Below are 15,117 nucleotides of genomic sequence, written 5' to 3' on the forward strand. Positions count from 1 at the left end.
GAACGACGATTGTAGCGCAAGCCTTACCGGCTGCGGTTGGTAAAGGTGTCCAGCGCGCGCTCGATGCACTGTGCGGTCTTGCCGAAGCCCTGCACACTGATCTCGGAAAACGGGCGTCCGCCCTGGTCGGCGACCAGCAACGTGTGCACGCGGCCTTCGACGCCCAGCGAGCGCAGCAGCACGTGTTCACCGCGGAACAGCGCGCGCAGGGTCGCCGGCAGCAGTGCCTGCAGCTGCGCGCTGTTGGCGCTGCCCATGCGCAACTGCGTCGGTTGGGCGAGCAGCCGCTGCAACAGGCTGCTGTGCTCGATGCCCAGGCTCAGCGCGGCCGCCTCCTTGGGCAGCCCCGCGCTCTGGTGCACGCGCAGGCTGCCATGGCTGCGGTCGACCATCAGCAGCATGACCCGCTGCATGCCGCATGCCAGCAGTGCATCGCGCGCGCAGGTGGTCAGGTGCAAGGCATTGTTGAACGGCGTTGGCGTGGCCAGCAGCTGCGTGCACAGGTGCCGCCAGCCCGCCAGTGCCGCTTCGCTGGGTGCCGGCGCCGGTTCGCTGTCCTGCGTCGCGGGCGCGTGCTGCGGCGGCCACGGCAGGCTGCGCGCCGGGTGCCACAGGTCGGTAGCCCAGTGCACACGGGCGCTGTGCACCGCATGTTGATGAACCTGTTGCTGCACCTGCTCCAGCGGCACTTGCAGGTACAGGCAGCTCAGGTACTGCCAGCGCTGCAGGTGGGGGGTGAACCAGCCGTGCTGCGCCGCCAGGGCCAGACCATTGGCCATCAGGATGGTATTGGCCGGCTGGTTCAGCCAGCGGCGCAGCGCCGGCTCGTCGTCCAGCTGCTGTTGCTGACGCAGGCGGTGCTGGTTGTCGCGGGCGATGTGCAGCGCCTGCACCAGCGCCCGCCGTTCCCCCAGCAGCAGGCGATAGCCGTGCAGCACCCAGGCCGGCAAGCGCCATTTCTGCGCCAGTGCCTGGCAGAGCACCAGCAGCGGTACGCCGAACAGCGCCTGCTCGACCGTGGCCGCCGCTTCGCCCTCGGCAATGACCCGGTGCTCCCATTCATCGAGCAGTTCGGGGTAGGTGGCAGCCAGTGGCCAGAGCGGCGACAGGAACAACAGGCTGCCCCAGTGGATCTCCTGCCACAGCCGCGCCAGCCGTGCCGCGAACAGGCCATTGGCCTGCTGGCTGGCATGCTGGCTGATCATCTGCAACTGACGCAGGGTCAGCGGCATCTGCTGCGGGTCGAGCGCGGGCAGGCGCATCAGCAGCTCTTCGGCACGCGACAGGCCCAGCCGGTTCAGGGCCACTTCGAGGCTTTCCGCCGGTTCCGCCAGGCTGTTGCTGGCATGCCGGTTGGCTTCGCGCATCACGCTGAGCACCAGCGCCGGGCTGTGCTGCATCAGGTCAGCGATGTCGCGCAGCGAGCGGCGTCGGTCCTTGATCGCCGCGCGAACCTTGTCGTGGTAGAGCCTGGGGATCGGCAGGCGCACGCCATCGAGCAATGCGAGCCAGGTGTCGAGGGTTTGAGGCTTGGCGTTGGACACTATGCTTATCCTGATGCATGCCTGAATGCAGGCCGACTACACGAACGGACCAAACTGGCTTTTGAAAACCGCTGCCTATAGTCTGGCGCAGTTCTGCCGATAAGGAGAACAACAGATTCAACATCACCTTTTTCGTCCATGAACCCGACTTCTGAAGTGTTTTTTATCCATGGCTAAAATTATCGGCATCATTGTCGTGTTCGCGAGCGTGCTCGGCGGATACGTTCTTTCCCATGGTCAGTTGGCTGCTCTGGTGCAGCCCTTCGAGGTGCTGATCATCGGTGGCGCCGCACTGGGCGCGTTCCTGCAGGCCAACCCCGGCAGCACCACCATGATCGTACTGAAGAAGTCGCTGAAGATGTTCAAGTCGCGCTTCAGTCATGCCTTCTATCTGGAAGTGCTGAGCCTGCTGTTCGAGATCCTCAACAAGAGCCGTCGCGAGGGCATGATGTCCATCGAGGCCGACATCGAGGACGTCGCCGCCAGCCCGATCTTCGCCAAGTACCCAGCCCTCCTCAAGGACGAGCAGATGATGGCGTTCATCTGCGATTACCTGCGCATCATGTCTTCGGGCAACATGGCCCCACACGAACTCGAAGGCTTGTTCGACATGGAGCTGCTGAGCATGAAGGAAGAGCTCGAGCACCCGTCCCACGCCGTCACCGGCATCGCCGATGCTTTGCCCGGTTTCGGTATCGTTGCGGCGGTGCTGGGTATCGTCGTGACCATGGCCTCGCTGGGTGATGGCGACAAGGCAGCGATCGGCGGTCACGTCGGTGCCGCCCTGGTCGGTACGTTCCTGGGTATCCTGGCGGCCTACGGTTTCTTTGGCCCCTTGGCGACCTGCCTGGCCCATGATGCCAAGGAAGAACTGAACGTCTACGAGGCCATCAAGGCGTCGCTGGTGGCTTCGGCCTCGGGCATGCCGCCGTCGCTGGCCGTGGAGTTCGGGCGCAAGGTGCTGTACCCGGCGCACCGGCCCAGCTTCGCCGAACTCGAACAAGCCGTACGCGGTCGCTGAGTCATGGAAAACAACCAGCCCATCATCGTCAAGCGGGTCAAGCGCTTTGGCGGCGGCCATCATGGCGGCGCCTGGAAGATCGCATTCGCCGACTTCGCGACGGCGATGATGGCGTTCTTCCTGGTATTGTGGCTGTTGTCCGAAGCCACGCCTGAACAGAAGATCGCCATCGCTGGCTACTTCAAGGACCCGATCGGCTTCTCCGAAAGCGGCACGCCCTATGTCATCGACCTGGGCGGCTCGCCCCAGCTATCGCCCGAGAAGACGCTGAATCCGGACGTCGAGGTGTCGCCGCCCAAGCCCGAAACCTCGACCCAGGTCGCGGCCGAGCAGGCCGAGCAAGTGGCCCAGCAGGTTGAAAAGGAACGCCTCGAATTGTTGCTGCAGGAACTGCAGAACAAGGTCGACGAAAACCCCCAGCTGCAGAAATTCAAGGACCAGATCCTTTTCGAGATCACTCAGGACGGTTTGCGCATCCAGATAACCGACGCCGAGAATCGGCCGATGTTCGACCTGGGCAGTGCGCGGCTCAAACCCTATTTCGAGGACATCCTGCTGGCCATGGCGGACACCATAAAGGCGGTGCCGAACAAGATCAGCGTCAGCGGTCATACCGATGCCAAGCCCTACGCCGGCAGTGCGGCGGGCGGCTTCGGCAATTGGGAGCTGTCGTCCAACCGTGCCAATGCCGCGCGCCGCGCGCTGGTAGCCGGCAGCTACCCGGAAGACCAGATCGCGCGCGTGGTTGGCTATGGCTCCTCCTCGCTGTTCGACCGCAAGGATCCGCTGAACTCCATCAATCGCCGTATCGATATCGTGGTGCTGACCAAGAAGGCCCAGCGCGATATCGAAGGCGAGCAACCGGCCCTGGAAACTCCGGCCCCCGGCGCGCCCCCAGCTGCCAGTCCTCCTGGCGCGTCGATCGGTGATCCCGATGCGCCGGTGCAGCCGCGCGAGCTGCGCCAGCGGCTGAACCTCTTCGAGGACGGCTCGACGAAGATGGTCGAGCCGGGCAAACCCGCGCCCTGATGGGCCGCACCGCCTTCCCAGCCTTGCGGCCGAGCTAGAATCCACGCCCGATGCGTTCTCGCAGGCCCCTGTGGATATCGCGCGCGCACAGCTGCAGCGGCGTCTCGCGCTGACTGGCCGGCATGCGCAGGGCCGCCTCGCGGTGGTAGGCCTCGATGACGAAGTCCAATTGCTGCGTGCGCGTCAGGGTCGGCCAATGGGCCAGGTATTCGGGCAGCGCCTGGTCACCCATTCGATACACGCAGATGCGTCGGTCCCACGAGGTCGCCTCGCCGATGGAGAAGGGTATCCACCAACGCCGCGCGCTGCTGTGGGACATCATCAGGATCACGTGGGTGCAGTCACGGATGTGCGCGGTGATCGTCTCAGTGACATGCAGGGTGGTCAGCGATTCGAAGTCCATCACGTCCATGCGCACCTCGATCCCGGCCCTGCGCAGTTGCTTGCGGACCCGCAGCGCGTGTGGATGATCGGCATGCTGGTAGCCGATGAACACGCTCATCGCCGACTCCCGCCAGCAGTCGGTCGAACGAGGCGCAGGCAGGCAACGGGCAGGTCGAGCATGGAAAACCTTCATCGTGAGTGTTGAAGGTTGAAAGATTGTTCAATGCCGTTTAAGCGGCAAGGTATGTCATTCAAAAGAGACATTCCTTACCTAGGAAAGTAACTTCTCCTACGGCCAATTCCTCTAGCCGGCACCTGTGCAAAACCCTTGCGGCGCATGGACCAAGGCGTACAGGGCATCGGCAATACGCTCCACCTCAGCCGCACTCAGGATCAAGGGCGGCAGCAGGCGCAGGGTGGTGCCACGGGTCACGTTGATCAGCAGGGCATGCTCTTGCGCCGCCCGCTGCATCAGTTCGCGACAGGGCCGGTCCAGCTCCACGCCGATCATCAGGCCCACGCCGCGCACAGCCTTGACTCCGGGCAAGACGCCCACTTCGCTGCGCAAGCGTTCGAGCAGCGCCTGTCCCTGGCGCGCGGCGTTGTCCAGCAGCCCCTCGCGCTCGATGATGTCTAGCACCGTGCAGCCAACCCGGCAGGCCAGCGGGTTGCCGCCGAACGTGCTGCCATGGCTGCCGGGCGTGAACAGGCGGCCTACTGCCGCGCTGGCCAGGCAGGCGCCGATCGGAATGCCATTGCCCAGGGCCTTGGCCAGCGTGAGCACATCTGGCTGGATGCCCGCATGCTGGTAGGCGAACCACTGGCCGGTGCGACCGATGCCACTCTGGATCTCATCGAGCATCAGCAACCAGCCATGGTTGTCGCAGTGCTCACGCAGGGCGCGCAGGTAGGCGGCGGAAGCGACATGCACACCGCTTTCGCCCTGAATCGGTTCGAGCAACACTGCCGCAATGCGCTGTCCGAACGCCTGGGTGACGCTGGCCAGCGCGTCGAGGTCGGCGAAGGGGATCCTAACGCAATCGCCCGGCAGTTGGCCCAGTCCGGCGCTCAGGTGCGCGCCGTCGCTGGCTGCCAGGGTGGCCAGGGTGCGCCCGTGAAAGGCGTTGTTCATGACCACCACCAAAGGCCGGGCGATGCCGCGGGCATGGCCATGCAGGCGGGCCAGCTTCAATGCGGTCTCGTTTGCCTCGGCCCCCGAATTATTGAAGAACGCCAGGGCCAGGCCGGATTTTTCAGCCAGCTTCGCGCCCAATCGTTGCTGCCAGTCGATGGCATACAGGTTGGACGTGTGCAGCAACAGCCCGGCTTGTTCGGCAATGGCGGCTACCACGTCGGGATGGCTATGGCCCACGTTGGTCACCGCTACGCCAGCCAGTGCATCCAGGTATTCGCGGCCGTTGTCGTCCCACAGGCGGGTGCCGAGGCCGCGGGTGAACGTCAGGGGCAGGGGTTGATAGGTCGGCATCAAGTGGCTGGCGCTCATCGCGAATCTCTCGGGAGGAAATGAATCTGCAGTATTCCCTTCAAGCTCAGATGGATAAACGCCGCTAGACTGGATGCACTTTTCACTTGGAGTTGATAATGGATCTGTTCCAAGCCATGCAGGTGTACGTCAAAGTCGTGGAGCTAGGCACCATGACGGCAGCCGCCAACGCCTGCGACCTGTCCACGACCATGGTCAGCAACCATCTGCAGGCATTGGAGCGGCGTCTGGGCGTTACCCTGTTGCTGCGCACCACGCGCCGTCAGCAGGTGACCGACGCGGGCCAGGCCTACTACCAGCGCTGCCTGGAGGTGCTGGGGCTGGTCGCCGATTCCGAGCGCTGGGCCGAACACACCCAAGGCACCCCGCAGGGCCTGTTACGGATCACCGCGCCGCCTACCTTCGGCGCCGAGTGCCTGGCGCCGGCACTGGCGGGGTTTCTTCAGCGTTATCCACAGATCAGCGTCAGCCTCAGCCTCGGCGATCAGGTACAGGACATGCTCGACGGCCGGTACGACGCCGCCCTGCGCCTGGGTAATCTGGAGCCCTCGACCTTGATCGCACGTCCCCTGGACGACTATCGGCTGAGCATCTGTGCGTCCCCGGACTACCTGCGTCGCCATGGCACGCCTGGCCACCCCGAAGAGCTGGCTGCCCACGAGTGCCTGCAGTTCATGTACAACCCAGGCGATGAGTGGCGCGGCACGCAAAAGCGGTGGTCCATGCAGGGGCCCAATGGCTCGATCGGCGTCGATGTTCGAGGGCGTCTGGTCACCAACAGCAGCGCCGGGCTGCGTCAGGCCGCCCTGGCGGGCATGGGCCTGGTGATGCTTCCCGACGTGCTGGTGCGTGGCGATCTCGAGGAAGGCAAGCTGGTCCAGGTACTGGCTCGATACGCGTTGCCCGGCAGACCCATGCACCTGCTTTATCCACAGGCGCGCTACCGTTCGCCGAAGCTGCGCGCATTCGTGGACTACATCGTCCAGACCTTGGGGCCGCAGCCCGCCTCAGGGTCAGCAGATACCCTGGATCAGTAGGTGTCTTGGGTCAGGCTGGCGATGATCGAGCGGTAGCTGTTCATGCGCTGCTGCTGCACACGGCCATCGTCCAGTGCTGCGAGCAAGGCGCAGCCGGGTTCGCGGTCGTGCTTGCAGTCGCGGAAGCGACAGGTGCCGAGCAGGTCGGCGAACTCGATGAAGCCGGCTTCGACGTCGGCGCGGCTGACATGGCCCAGGCCGAACTCGCGGATACCGGGGGAGTCGATCAGCTCACCGCCGCCGGGGAAGTGGAACAACCGTGCGGTGGTGGTGGTGTGCGTGCCCTGGCCGGACCATTCCGACAGCGCACCCACACGGGCCTGCACTTCAGGCAGCAGGCTGTTGACCAGCGATGACTTGCCTACGCCGGACTGGCCGACGAATACGCTGATGTGACCATCCAGGCGTGCCTGCAACTGCTGCATGCCATCGCCCTGATGAGCCGAGACCTCGAGCAGTGGGTAACCCAGCTGGCGATACACCGCCAGCAGCGCGTTGAGCGCCGGCGCATTTTGCTCGTCGATCAGGTCGGCCTTGTTCAGCAGCAGCAGGGGATGGATGCCCGCGTGTTCGGCGGCTACCAGGTAGCGGTCGATCAGGTTGGCATGGGGTTCGGGCATGGGCGCGAACACGATGACGATCAGGTCGACGTTGGCCGCGACCGGCTTGAGCTGCCCGCGGCTGTCGGGGCGGCACAGCTCGGTGCTGCGCGGCAGTTGGGCAACGATGACACCGATGCCCTGATTGCCCGCGCGCCAGACCACCTTGTCGCCAGTGACCAGCGCCGGCAGGTTGGCGCGCAGGTAGCAGCGGCAAACCTGACCGGTCTGTTCGCCTTCCAGCGCCTCGACTTCCACCTGAACACCGAAGTGCGCGATTACCAGCCCTGTCTGCTCGGGGCCCAGGTCACCGCCTTCCAGCGTCTCCAGGGCCTGGGACTCACGCTTGGCGGCGCGGGCACCGCGCTCGCCCTGGATTTTTTCGATACGCCAGTTCTGGCGGCGGTTCAGTTGGCGTTTGGCCATGTGTGTTCCGTGTAAATGAATGCAGGTGTTGACGAAGGCGGGATACTAGCACGGCCGGCTAGGCTAAACTGCGCAGCTACGCCGAGGAGACTTTCATGCAGAACCCACAGAACCTGATCTGGATCGACCTGGAAATGACCGGCCTGGACCCGGATCACGATGTCATCATCGAAATGGCCACCATCGTCACCGACAGCGACCTCAATACCCTGGCCGAAGGGCCGGTCATCGCCATCCACCAGAGCGACGAGATCCTCGCCGGCATGGACGAGTGGAACACCCGTCAGCACGGCGGCTCCGGCCTGACCCAGCGGGTGCGCGAGAGCACCGTCAGCATGGCCGATGCGCAGGCGCAGACCCTTGCGTTCCTCGAGAAATGGGTGCCCAAGGGCAAGTCGCCGATCTGCGGCAACAGCATCTGCCAGGATCGCCGCTTCCTCTACCGCCATATGCGCGAACTGGAAAACTACTTCCACTACCGCAACCTCGACGTCTCGACCCTCAAGGAGCTGGCCGCGCGCTGGGCCCCGGAGGTCAAGGACAGTTTCCAGAAGGGCAGCACCCACCTGGCCCTGGACGACATCCGCGAATCCATCGCCGAGCTGCAACACTACCGCAAGCATTTCATCAAGTTCTGAAGCCCGGAAACCTCTGCTGCGGGAGCGAAGCGGGCGGCGATCCCTCTGCCCGCGAAGAGCCCCTCAAGCCTACCTCTCTCAATACACCCGACGCCGCGGTGCCTGCATGGCACTGGCAATGTCGCCGGCCAACCGCGCGATATCGGCATGAGCCAGGTTGCCGACACTGACACGCACCGCCTGCCCGCTCTGCAACCGAAACGGGCTCCCTGCCTGGACCGCCCAACCCGCGGCGGCCAAGGCCTGCACCGTCGAGGTTTCATCCACAACCGGCAGCCACAGGTGCAGGCCTTCACCCGAACTGGACGGCCTCACACCGTTGAGTTCGAGCGCCTCGACCAGCGAGCGTCGTCGGCTTCGATAGGCTGCACCGACTTCCGCCAAACGATTCCCTTGCAGCATCGCGCTCCACAGATGGGCGGTCAGCCGTTGCAGCAGCAGACTGACCCAGCGCGGGCCGACCCGCTGCTGGCGTTGCATCTCGGCGTGCAGGGACGCGCTGGCGCCGGCAATCGACACCCGCAGATCAGGGCCCAGAAACTTGCTGGTCGACAGCACGTAGACCCATTGCTGTGGCAGCGGCTGCAAATCAATGGTCGGGGCCTGGCTCAGCGGCCCCCAATGATCGTCGATCACCAACAGGGTCTGCACCGGGTCCTGCATGGCCTGCGACCACTGCCGCCACCGCTGGGCGTCGAACGAACAGCCGGTCGGGTTCTGCGCGCGAGGCGTCAATACCACGGCCGCCGCACCGCGCAGCACCTCGGGCGCCGGTGGCAGCGCGCCATGGTCGTCCATCGCCAGGGTCACCGGCTTGAGCTGCAGCCCGGCGAGTAGATCGCGCAACGGTGGCCAGCACGGGTCTTCGATCAGCACCGTGGCGCCGGGTCGGCAGCGCGCCCGCAGTGCTCGCTCCACAGCGTCCAGCGCCCCGCAATATACGCCCACGTGCTCGCTGGGCAATCGCTGGCTCACGAGCCAGTCGCGTGCCAGGCCGGATAGCTGTGGATCATCGCCGAACTGGTCGAAACCATTCTGCTTGAAGTTGCGCAGCAGCCAGTCGTGATCCGCGGCTGGCAACAGCGCGGCATCCAGATTGCCGCTGGCCATGTCGTCGAGGCCCTGAGGGATAACGAAGCCGTGTTCGGCGACCTGCAACCCTGGTGCATTGACGCGCGTGCCGCGGCGCCCGTCGGTGATCAACAGGCCGCTGTCGCGCAGCCTTCCATAGGCCGCCGCGACGGTATTGGGGCTGACCTCGAGCTGCATGGCCAGGTTGCGGACCGAAGGCAGCGAAGCGTTTTGAAGCAAATCACCCTGGCGGATCTGCCGCTCGATGGCGTCGGCGATCTCGACGGCAGTGGACGCATTCGTCAATAATGTATTCATACATTCATATTATTGTATTGGTACAAAAATGAAAAGAGCATTGGTCCTGCGTCACCTCGCGTTCGAAGACCTCGGTTGCCTGGCTGCGGTGCTGGAAGCCGAAGGCTATGCAATCCAAACGATAGAGGCGCCTCTGCATCCGCTGGCGTCGCTTGATGTGAGCTCGGCAGACCTGCTGATCATCCTTGGCGGGCCCATTGGCGCTTTCGATGAAGGGCTGTACCCATTCCTGCTGGACGAACTCCAGCTCATCCGCCAACGCCTGGACAACGGTAAACCCTTGTTGGGCATCTGCCTGGGCGCTCAGCTGATCGCTCGCGCCCTGGGCGCCGACGTTGCCGCCATGAGCCATAAGGAAATCGGCTTCGGCCCCGTCACGCTGACCGCAGCCGGAAGCACCTCGGTACTGGCGCCCCTGGCGAACGGAATACCCGTACTGCACTGGCACGGCGATCAGTTCGACATTCCAGCGCAGGCCACGCTACTCGCCGGTACCGACGCCTGCCCCCATCAGGCATTCAGCGTGGGCGATCAGGTGCTCGCGCTGCAATTTCATCTCGAGGTGGCACCGCAGGCACTCGAAGCATGGCTGGTCGGCCACGCCAACGAACTGCATCAACAGCGAATCGACCCCCGCGAACTGCGCGCCCAGGCTCAGGCCTTGGGTTCTGCAGGCGTACAAGCAGCCAGTACGATCCTGATCGACTGGCTGGCGCGCCTGCGATGAGTGGGGCGCGGTCCGTCATCGAGTTGCGGCACGTGCTCGCGGGCAAGTCTCGCCGTTTTACGCGCCCAGGCAGTTTCACCGGTATCGACAAGGAGTCGGTGTGCGGACCGGTTGAAGTGGGAACGCTGGGAATAACAGGCGATGAGCAGGGGGACCGCCGCATCCATGGAGGCCCCGACAAAGCCCTTCACCACTACCCGTTCGAGCACTATCAGGAGTGGACACAGCTCATCGGCGAGCATCCACGCCTTGCATGGCCAGGCGCATTCGGTGAGAACCTGTCGACTGTCGGTCTCGACGAAACCACCGTTTGCCTGGGTGACATCTTTCGCTGCGGCGACGTGCTCCTCGAAGTCAGCCAGACCCGCCAGCCTTGCTGGAAGCTCAGCGACCGCTTCGAGGTGAGCGATATGGCCTTGCGCATGCAGGCCAGTGCAATGACCGGCTGGTATTACCGGGTCCTCGAGGGCGGTGTCCTGCGAGCAGGCGACGCAATGGTGCTCGAGGGCCGCCCCATCCCTCGATGGCCGTTGCGCAGAGTCATCGCGCTGTTGTACGAACGGCCGCTGGACCTCGATGAGTTGAGCCAACTTGCGCAACTGCCGCTCGTACCATCCTGGCGCTCACTCGTGGAGCGGCGCCTGACAACGGGGCAGATCGAGAACTGGGCCAGCCGAGTGCTGGGTCCCCTTTCAGGAGAGTAGAAACCATGCAGCACTTTCGCGTCATCGTTCAATTGCACCGGGCGTACTGGTGCCAGTTCGATATAGAGCATGCCGCTGCCGAGCATGCATTGGCGGATGTGGTCCGCCGCTTCCCCGAAGGCGAGGGCTACACCCTCGACATACAACGCAAAACGGGTGAGCGCCGGTTGTTGGAATCCACGCCTGACGGGATTCGGTTGCTGTATGCGCAGGGCATGTTTGCAAAGACTTGAATGCCATCAATGGCGCAATTGGTTGAACATTACAGGTAAAGAGGTACACAGCACGTGAATATGGAAGTTGGTCCGGAAAGCCATGATGGCGTCAGGAACATGCTGGAGAAGTTGTCTTCTTTGTGGAACGTACGGGCAGCAGTCAATAATGATGCGACCCCGTACAGCGAATTGCTCTTCGAACACGGCAGGTTGGACTTTAGCGAGTCGCTGGTTCCGTTTCGAAGTCATCCAGCCTGGCAGGCAGCTACGGCTGAAATGAAATCCAGATGTCTGTCCTATGGCTGGATTATCTATAACCTCAAAACCATTTATATCGAATGCGACATTGTGACACCTGCCTGCGAGGACATCATCAAAAGGCCACCTGTTGAGTCTCGCAACCGCGACATCCTGCAGCGAGTGATATCTGAGGCGCTGCTTGACGAAGCGCTCCATACCAAAATGTCAGTCACGGCATGCAATTACATCTATCTGAACCGCAAGCTGCCCTACCTCGATTTCAGCGACTTCAATCTCATCCGCTGGCGGGACCAGATATTGTCCACATGTAAGGCTGAGTGGCAGCGGCGGCTCACTCGATTCGGTATTGCCTGTGCCAGTGAAACCTTGATCACTGACTACCTGAAAACCTTGTCCGAGGATGACTCCATCCAGCAGGTGTGCCATGAGGTGACTCGTACTCACGCAGTGGATGAGTGGAGCCATTCAAGTGTTTTCAGTTTTGTAGCGTGCGATATCGTCCACACGCTAAGTGTCGGCGAACGAACGTACTTGCAGGCTGTGATTGCCAGGACGGTAGAGATGTTTGCCGATAACGAACTGGGTGCGTGGGCTCGGGCGCTTTCTCTAGCGGGATTCCAAGGGTATGAGGCAATGCTTCTGGAGTGTTCTCAATCGAGCGAAGTAGAGGTCTACACCGAGTCGGTTTTCAGTCTCCTTGCACGTATAGGTCTGGAATAGATGGTGCTTTCGGCCAAGAATAATTCATCTGCAGTAGAGCCAGTTGGGCCAGGTTTTCTACGGTGTGATGTGGCATGCGACGTTGCCGAGAACGCGAGAAGATTTGTCTTCACGGTGCTCGATGAACAGCGTGAAGAAGAATATGTCCCAGGCCGTTACCTGATACTTGAATACGCAGGTGCTACCGGTCAAGTTCGCACGGCCTGCTATTCGATAGTGGCCTGCCCCACGCGCTGGCAGGTTGAGATCATCGTCCAGCGCGTGCCTTCCAAAGGGTTGTCAGAGACGATGTTCAATCATCTGATGGTCGGCGCCTTGGTGCGCTGTGTGGGCGTTGCAGGAGATATCACGGCGCAACAACTTTCTGGTTTGGATAGCGTGGCGCTGTTGGCTGGTGGTATCGGGTTTACCTTGCCTTGGGCATTGATACGCGAATTCAGGCAATGGGCACGGCAAGGCCGCCGAGTGCCACGGATCACATTGCTGTTGTGCACGCCCTCTCTGGAAGCCGTGCCATGCTTCGCCGAGTTGATGACCCTGGAGCTTGCCGAACGCTGGTTCACTCTGCGCATCCATGTCACCCGGCAGTCGTTGTACCAAGACAACGGCTGCTTGTGGAGGGGGCGTCCAAACCAGGGGGTACTGGACGCCCTGGAGGCGTCGCAAGGCATCGTGATCTGCGGAAGCCAGGCATTCGCTGTAGAAATACACCGGGCCATGCAGGTTCGGCATGGTGGGGCCCAGTACTTTATCGAAGCATTCAGCTCGGCCGATTCGCCGTTGCCCGCCAAGCAGGCCGACACTGGAACGGTGCGTTTGAAGATCCCCGCGTCGGGGGTCGAGTTCGAAGCGGTTCATTCGCTGACCCTGCTTGCGCAGTTGGAATCCCAGGGCCTGAAAGTGCGCAGTCAGTGTCGTGCTGGAATTTGTGGTGCGTGCAAGATCAAAGTCCTGAAAGGGGAATGTCGCAGCGAGGCCGATTTTGCACTGGGCGTACAGGAGCGCGCGGCTGGGTACGCATTGGCGTGTTGCAGCTATCCTGTGGGCGATGAACTCACGCTGTGTCTCCGGACCCCGTGAAGCGGACAACGCCAGTGCGTGCCCGGTATCATGAGGGATCATCGCGGCGCCCATGTTGCAGTCGATACCGCGCCCATCACACTGCTCGTCTTTTGGCTCCAGGTTCCCATGCTGCTGACCCTCTACCTCATCGCCATCACCGCTGAAGCCATGACCGGTGCCTTGTCCGCAGGGCGGCGCGGTATGGACTGGTTCGGTGTGGTGCTGATTGCCTGTGTGACTGCATTGGGCGGTGGGTCGATGCGCGACGTGTTGCTCGGCAACTATCCGCTGACGTGGGTCAAGCACCCCGAATACCTGGTGCTGACCAGCGTGGCGGCGCTGGTGACAATTTTCATCGCGCCACTCATGCGCCGTCTGCGCTCGCTGTTTCTGGTGCTCGATGCGTTGGGGCTGGTGGCATTCACGTTGATCGGCACCATGACCGCGCTGGAGCTGGGTCACGATTATCTGGTGGCGTCCATCAGCGGCATGATCACCGGGGTCTTCGGCGGCATCCTGCGCGATATCCTCTGCAACGACATTCCCCTGGTGTTCCGCCGCGAGCTGTATGCCAGCGTCTCATTCGCTGCGGCGTGGTGCTTTCTGGGTTGCACCTACCTGGAGCTGGTGCCGATTCAGGCGCTGTCCATCACCCTGTTCGGCGGTTTTCTGCTGCGCCTGTTGGCTATCCGTTTCCACTGGGAAATGCCCAAGTTCGTCTACGACGACCGTTGAGCGTGGGCCGCCAGGGCCCATTCGACGTGTTCACGGACCAGTTCGCTGGGGTGTTCGCGGCGTGCCTTCAAGGCTTCGAGCACCGGGATGCTCGACGGTGCGTTGCCCAGCCCAACCGCCAGGTTGCGCAGAAAGCGCTCGTAACCGGCGCGGCGCAGGGGCGAGCCTTCGGTGCTGCTCAGAAACCGGTCTTCATCCCACAAAAACAGCTGCGCCAGTTCGGCATTGTCCAGTTGATGCCGCGGCTGGAAATCGCCTTCGCCCGAAGGGCGGGCGAAGCGGTTCCATGGGCAAACGATCTGGCAGTCGTCGCAACCGAACACACGGTTGCCGATCAGCGGACGCAGCTCGGTGGGAATGGGGCCCTTGAGCTCGATGGTCAGATAGGAAATGCAGCGACGAGCATCCAGCACGTAGGGCCCGACGAAGGCGGCGGTAGGGCAGATGTCCAGGCAGGCCGTGCAGCGCCCGCAGTGCTCGCTGGCGTGGGGCTCGTCGACCGGCAACGGCAGATCGACGAACAGTTCGGCGAGGAAGAAGTAGCTGCCGGCCTTGCGGTTGAGTACCAAGGTGTTCTTGCCGATCCAGCCCAGCCCCGCTTCCTGGGCAATGGCTTTTTCCAGCACCGGCGCGCTGTCGACGAAGGCGCGGAAGCCGAACGGGCCGATGTCCTGCTGGATGCGTTCGGCCAGGTGCTGCACGCGTTTGCGGATCAGCTTGTGGTAGTCGCGGCCCAAGGCATAGCGCGAGACGTAGGCTTTTTCAGGCTGCGCCAGGCGTTGCGCCATCTGGGTGTCGCCGGGCAGGTAGTCCATGCGCAGCGAAACGACCCGCAGGGTGCCTGGCACCAGTTGCTCGGGGTGTGAGCGCTTGCTGCCATGGGCAGCCATGTAGTCCATTTCGCCGTGATAGCCAGAATCGAGCCAGCGCTGCAGGTGCTGTTCATGCTCGCCCAGGTCCAGGCCTGCGATGCCGACTTGCTGGAAACCCAGTTCGCGTCCCCATTGCTTGATGGAGAGCGCCAGGGCGGGAAGGTCGATGGTGGGAGCAGACATGCGAGCGAGGAAACCTGTGCGGAGGTGGGTATAATTCTGCCAGACATCGACAGTAAAGGTTCAAGCA

General features: G+C 62.9%; 16 protein-coding genes. 10 read left to right on the forward strand and 6 right to left on the reverse strand.

Features of this window, described 5'->3' with window-relative positions; genetic code table 11:
• Positions 1 to 23: 23 nt before the first annotated feature.
• Positions 24 to 1,544: an HDOD domain-containing protein gene (locus IFT44_RS12390; RefSeq protein ID WP_342214286.1), complete on the reverse strand. Its 1,521-nt coding sequence runs from the start codon at positions 1,542 to 1,544 to the stop codon at positions 24 to 26.
• A gap of 169 nt (positions 1,545 to 1,713) precedes the next feature.
• On the opposite strand from IFT44_RS12390, the gene motA reads away from it, so the two are divergent.
• Entirely contained in the window at positions 1,714 to 2,565 is an 852-nt protein-coding gene (gene motA / locus IFT44_RS12395) for a flagellar motor stator protein MotA (protein WP_122480391.1), read from the forward strand.
• Between the two features lie 3 nt (positions 2,566 to 2,568).
• Complete coding sequence (gene motB / locus IFT44_RS12400; protein WP_122480390.1) at positions 2,569 to 3,594, forward strand: flagellar motor protein MotB; 1,026 nt, start codon at positions 2,569 to 2,571, stop codon at positions 3,592 to 3,594.
• Positions 3,595 to 3,628: 34 nt separating this feature from the next.
• Here motB and IFT44_RS12405 read toward each other — a convergent pair whose 3' ends face one another.
• Both IFT44_RS12405 and IFT44_RS12410 read right to left on the reverse strand, forming a co-directional pair.
• Positions 3,629 to 4,096, reverse strand: a complete 468-nt coding sequence (locus IFT44_RS12405) for a toll/interleukin-1 receptor domain-containing protein (protein ID WP_163007695.1) — start codon at positions 4,094 to 4,096, stop codon at positions 3,629 to 3,631.
• 186 nt (positions 4,097 to 4,282) lie between these two features.
• Positions 4,283 to 5,482 (reverse strand): aspartate aminotransferase family protein, encoded by a 1,200-nt coding sequence (locus tag IFT44_RS12410; protein WP_192175969.1) that lies wholly within the window; start codon positions 5,480 to 5,482, stop codon positions 4,283 to 4,285.
• 98 nt (positions 5,483 to 5,580) lie between these two features.
• Between IFT44_RS12410 and IFT44_RS12415 the strand changes: the two genes are divergently transcribed.
• Positions 5,581 to 6,519, forward strand: coding sequence for a LysR family transcriptional regulator (locus tag IFT44_RS12415; RefSeq protein WP_122480387.1), 939 nt, complete (start codon positions 5,581 to 5,583; stop codon positions 6,517 to 6,519).
• On the opposite strand, the gene rsgA is transcribed toward IFT44_RS12415, so the two are convergent.
• Positions 6,513 to 7,544: a small ribosomal subunit biogenesis GTPase RsgA gene (rsgA, locus tag IFT44_RS12420; RefSeq protein ID WP_192175970.1), complete on the reverse strand. Its 1,032-nt coding sequence runs from the start codon at positions 7,542 to 7,544 to the stop codon at positions 6,513 to 6,515. The two genes, IFT44_RS12415 and rsgA, sit on opposite strands and share 7 nt — an antisense overlap.
• Positions 7,545 to 7,639: 95 nt before the next feature.
• On the opposite strand from rsgA, the gene orn reads away from it, so the two are divergent.
• A complete protein-coding gene (gene orn, locus IFT44_RS12425) occupies positions 7,640 to 8,182 on the forward strand; it encodes an oligoribonuclease (RefSeq protein WP_192175971.1) in 543 nt (180 codons plus the stop codon).
• A gap of 78 nt (positions 8,183 to 8,260) precedes the next feature.
• On the opposite strand, the gene IFT44_RS12430 is transcribed toward orn, so the two are convergent.
• Positions 8,261 to 9,571, reverse strand: coding sequence for an aminotransferase class I/II-fold pyridoxal phosphate-dependent enzyme (locus tag IFT44_RS12430; protein WP_192137588.1), 1,311 nt, complete (start codon positions 9,569 to 9,571; stop codon positions 8,261 to 8,263).
• Positions 9,572 to 9,599: 28 nt separating this feature from the next.
• On the opposite strand from IFT44_RS12430, the gene IFT44_RS12435 reads away from it, so the two are divergent.
• The 6 genes from IFT44_RS12435 to IFT44_RS12460 all read left to right on the forward strand — a co-directional run bounded on the left by IFT44_RS12435 (position 9,600) and on the right by IFT44_RS12460 (position 13,995).
• On the forward strand, positions 9,600 to 10,298 hold the full coding sequence (locus tag IFT44_RS12435; RefSeq protein WP_192137589.1) for a glutamine amidotransferase: 699 nt from the start codon (positions 9,600 to 9,602) through the stop codon (positions 10,296 to 10,298).
• Positions 10,295 to 11,002, forward strand: a complete 708-nt coding sequence (locus tag IFT44_RS12440; protein ID WP_192137590.1) for an MOSC domain-containing protein — start codon at positions 10,295 to 10,297, stop codon at positions 11,000 to 11,002. The genes IFT44_RS12435 and IFT44_RS12440 overlap by 4 nt, the downstream gene beginning before the upstream one ends.
• 5 nt (positions 11,003 to 11,007) lie before the next feature.
• Positions 11,008 to 11,235: a hypothetical protein gene (locus IFT44_RS12445; RefSeq protein WP_049862045.1), complete on the forward strand. Its 228-nt coding sequence runs from the start codon at positions 11,008 to 11,010 to the stop codon at positions 11,233 to 11,235.
• A gap of 60 nt (positions 11,236 to 11,295) precedes the next feature.
• Positions 11,296 to 12,198: a diiron oxygenase gene (locus IFT44_RS12450; RefSeq protein WP_192176010.1), complete on the forward strand. Its 903-nt coding sequence runs from the start codon at positions 11,296 to 11,298 to the stop codon at positions 12,196 to 12,198.
• A gap of 3 nt (positions 12,199 to 12,201) precedes the next feature.
• Entirely contained in the window at positions 12,202 to 13,278 is a 1,077-nt protein-coding gene (locus IFT44_RS12455; protein WP_192175972.1) for a 2Fe-2S iron-sulfur cluster-binding protein, read from the forward strand.
• A 108-nt stretch (positions 13,279 to 13,386) separates the two neighbouring features.
• Entirely contained in the window at positions 13,387 to 13,995 is a 609-nt protein-coding gene (locus IFT44_RS12460) for a trimeric intracellular cation channel family protein (protein ID WP_185794985.1), read from the forward strand.
• Here IFT44_RS12460 and queG read toward each other — a convergent pair.
• Positions 13,980 to 15,050: a tRNA epoxyqueuosine(34) reductase QueG gene (queG, locus tag IFT44_RS12465; protein WP_185794986.1), complete on the reverse strand. Its 1,071-nt coding sequence runs from the start codon at positions 15,048 to 15,050 to the stop codon at positions 13,980 to 13,982. The two genes, IFT44_RS12460 and queG, sit on opposite strands and share 16 nt — an antisense overlap.
• Positions 15,051 to 15,117: the final 67 nt, after the last annotated feature.

Source organism: Pseudomonas sp. CFBP 13710, assembly GCF_014842235.1.
Lineage (GTDB): Bacteria > Pseudomonadota > Gammaproteobacteria > Pseudomonadales > Pseudomonadaceae > Aquipseudomonas > Aquipseudomonas baltica.

Bases quoted from the DNA above. Each gene is read 5' to 3' on its own strand.
- motA (WP_122480391.1), top strand. From the start codon at position 1,714: ATGGCTAAAATTATCGGCATCATTGTCGTGTTCGCGAGCGTGCTCGGC.
- motB (WP_122480390.1), top strand. From the start codon at position 2,569: ATGGAAAACAACCAGCCCATCATCGTCAAGCGGGTCAAGCGCTTTGGC.
- IFT44_RS12405 (WP_163007695.1), bottom strand. From the start codon at position 4,096: ATGAGCGTGTTCATCGGCTACCAGCATGCCGATCATCCACACGCGCTG.
- IFT44_RS12410 (WP_192175969.1), bottom strand. From the start codon at position 5,482: ATGAGCGCCAGCCACTTGATGCCGACCTATCAACCCCTGCCCCTGACG.
- IFT44_RS12415 (WP_122480387.1), top strand. From the start codon at position 5,581: ATGGATCTGTTCCAAGCCATGCAGGTGTACGTCAAAGTCGTGGAGCTA.
- rsgA (WP_192175970.1), bottom strand. From the start codon at position 7,544: ATGGCCAAACGCCAACTGAACCGCCGCCAGAACTGGCGTATCGAAAAA.
- orn (WP_192175971.1), top strand. From the start codon at position 7,640: ATGCAGAACCCACAGAACCTGATCTGGATCGACCTGGAAATGACCGGC.
- IFT44_RS12430 (WP_192137588.1), bottom strand. From the start codon at position 9,571: ATGAATACATTATTGACGAATGCGTCCACTGCCGTCGAGATCGCCGAC.
- IFT44_RS12435 (WP_192137589.1), top strand. From the start codon at position 9,600: ATGAAAAGAGCATTGGTCCTGCGTCACCTCGCGTTCGAAGACCTCGGT.
- IFT44_RS12440 (WP_192137590.1), top strand. From the start codon at position 10,295: ATGAGTGGGGCGCGGTCCGTCATCGAGTTGCGGCACGTGCTCGCGGGC.
- IFT44_RS12445 (WP_049862045.1), top strand. From the start codon at position 11,008: ATGCAGCACTTTCGCGTCATCGTTCAATTGCACCGGGCGTACTGGTGC.
- IFT44_RS12450 (WP_192176010.1), top strand. From the start codon at position 11,296: ATGGAAGTTGGTCCGGAAAGCCATGATGGCGTCAGGAACATGCTGGAG.
- IFT44_RS12460 (WP_185794985.1), top strand. From the start codon at position 13,387: ATGCTGCTGACCCTCTACCTCATCGCCATCACCGCTGAAGCCATGACC.
- queG (WP_185794986.1), bottom strand. From the start codon at position 15,050: ATGTCTGCTCCCACCATCGACCTTCCCGCCCTGGCGCTCTCCATCAAG.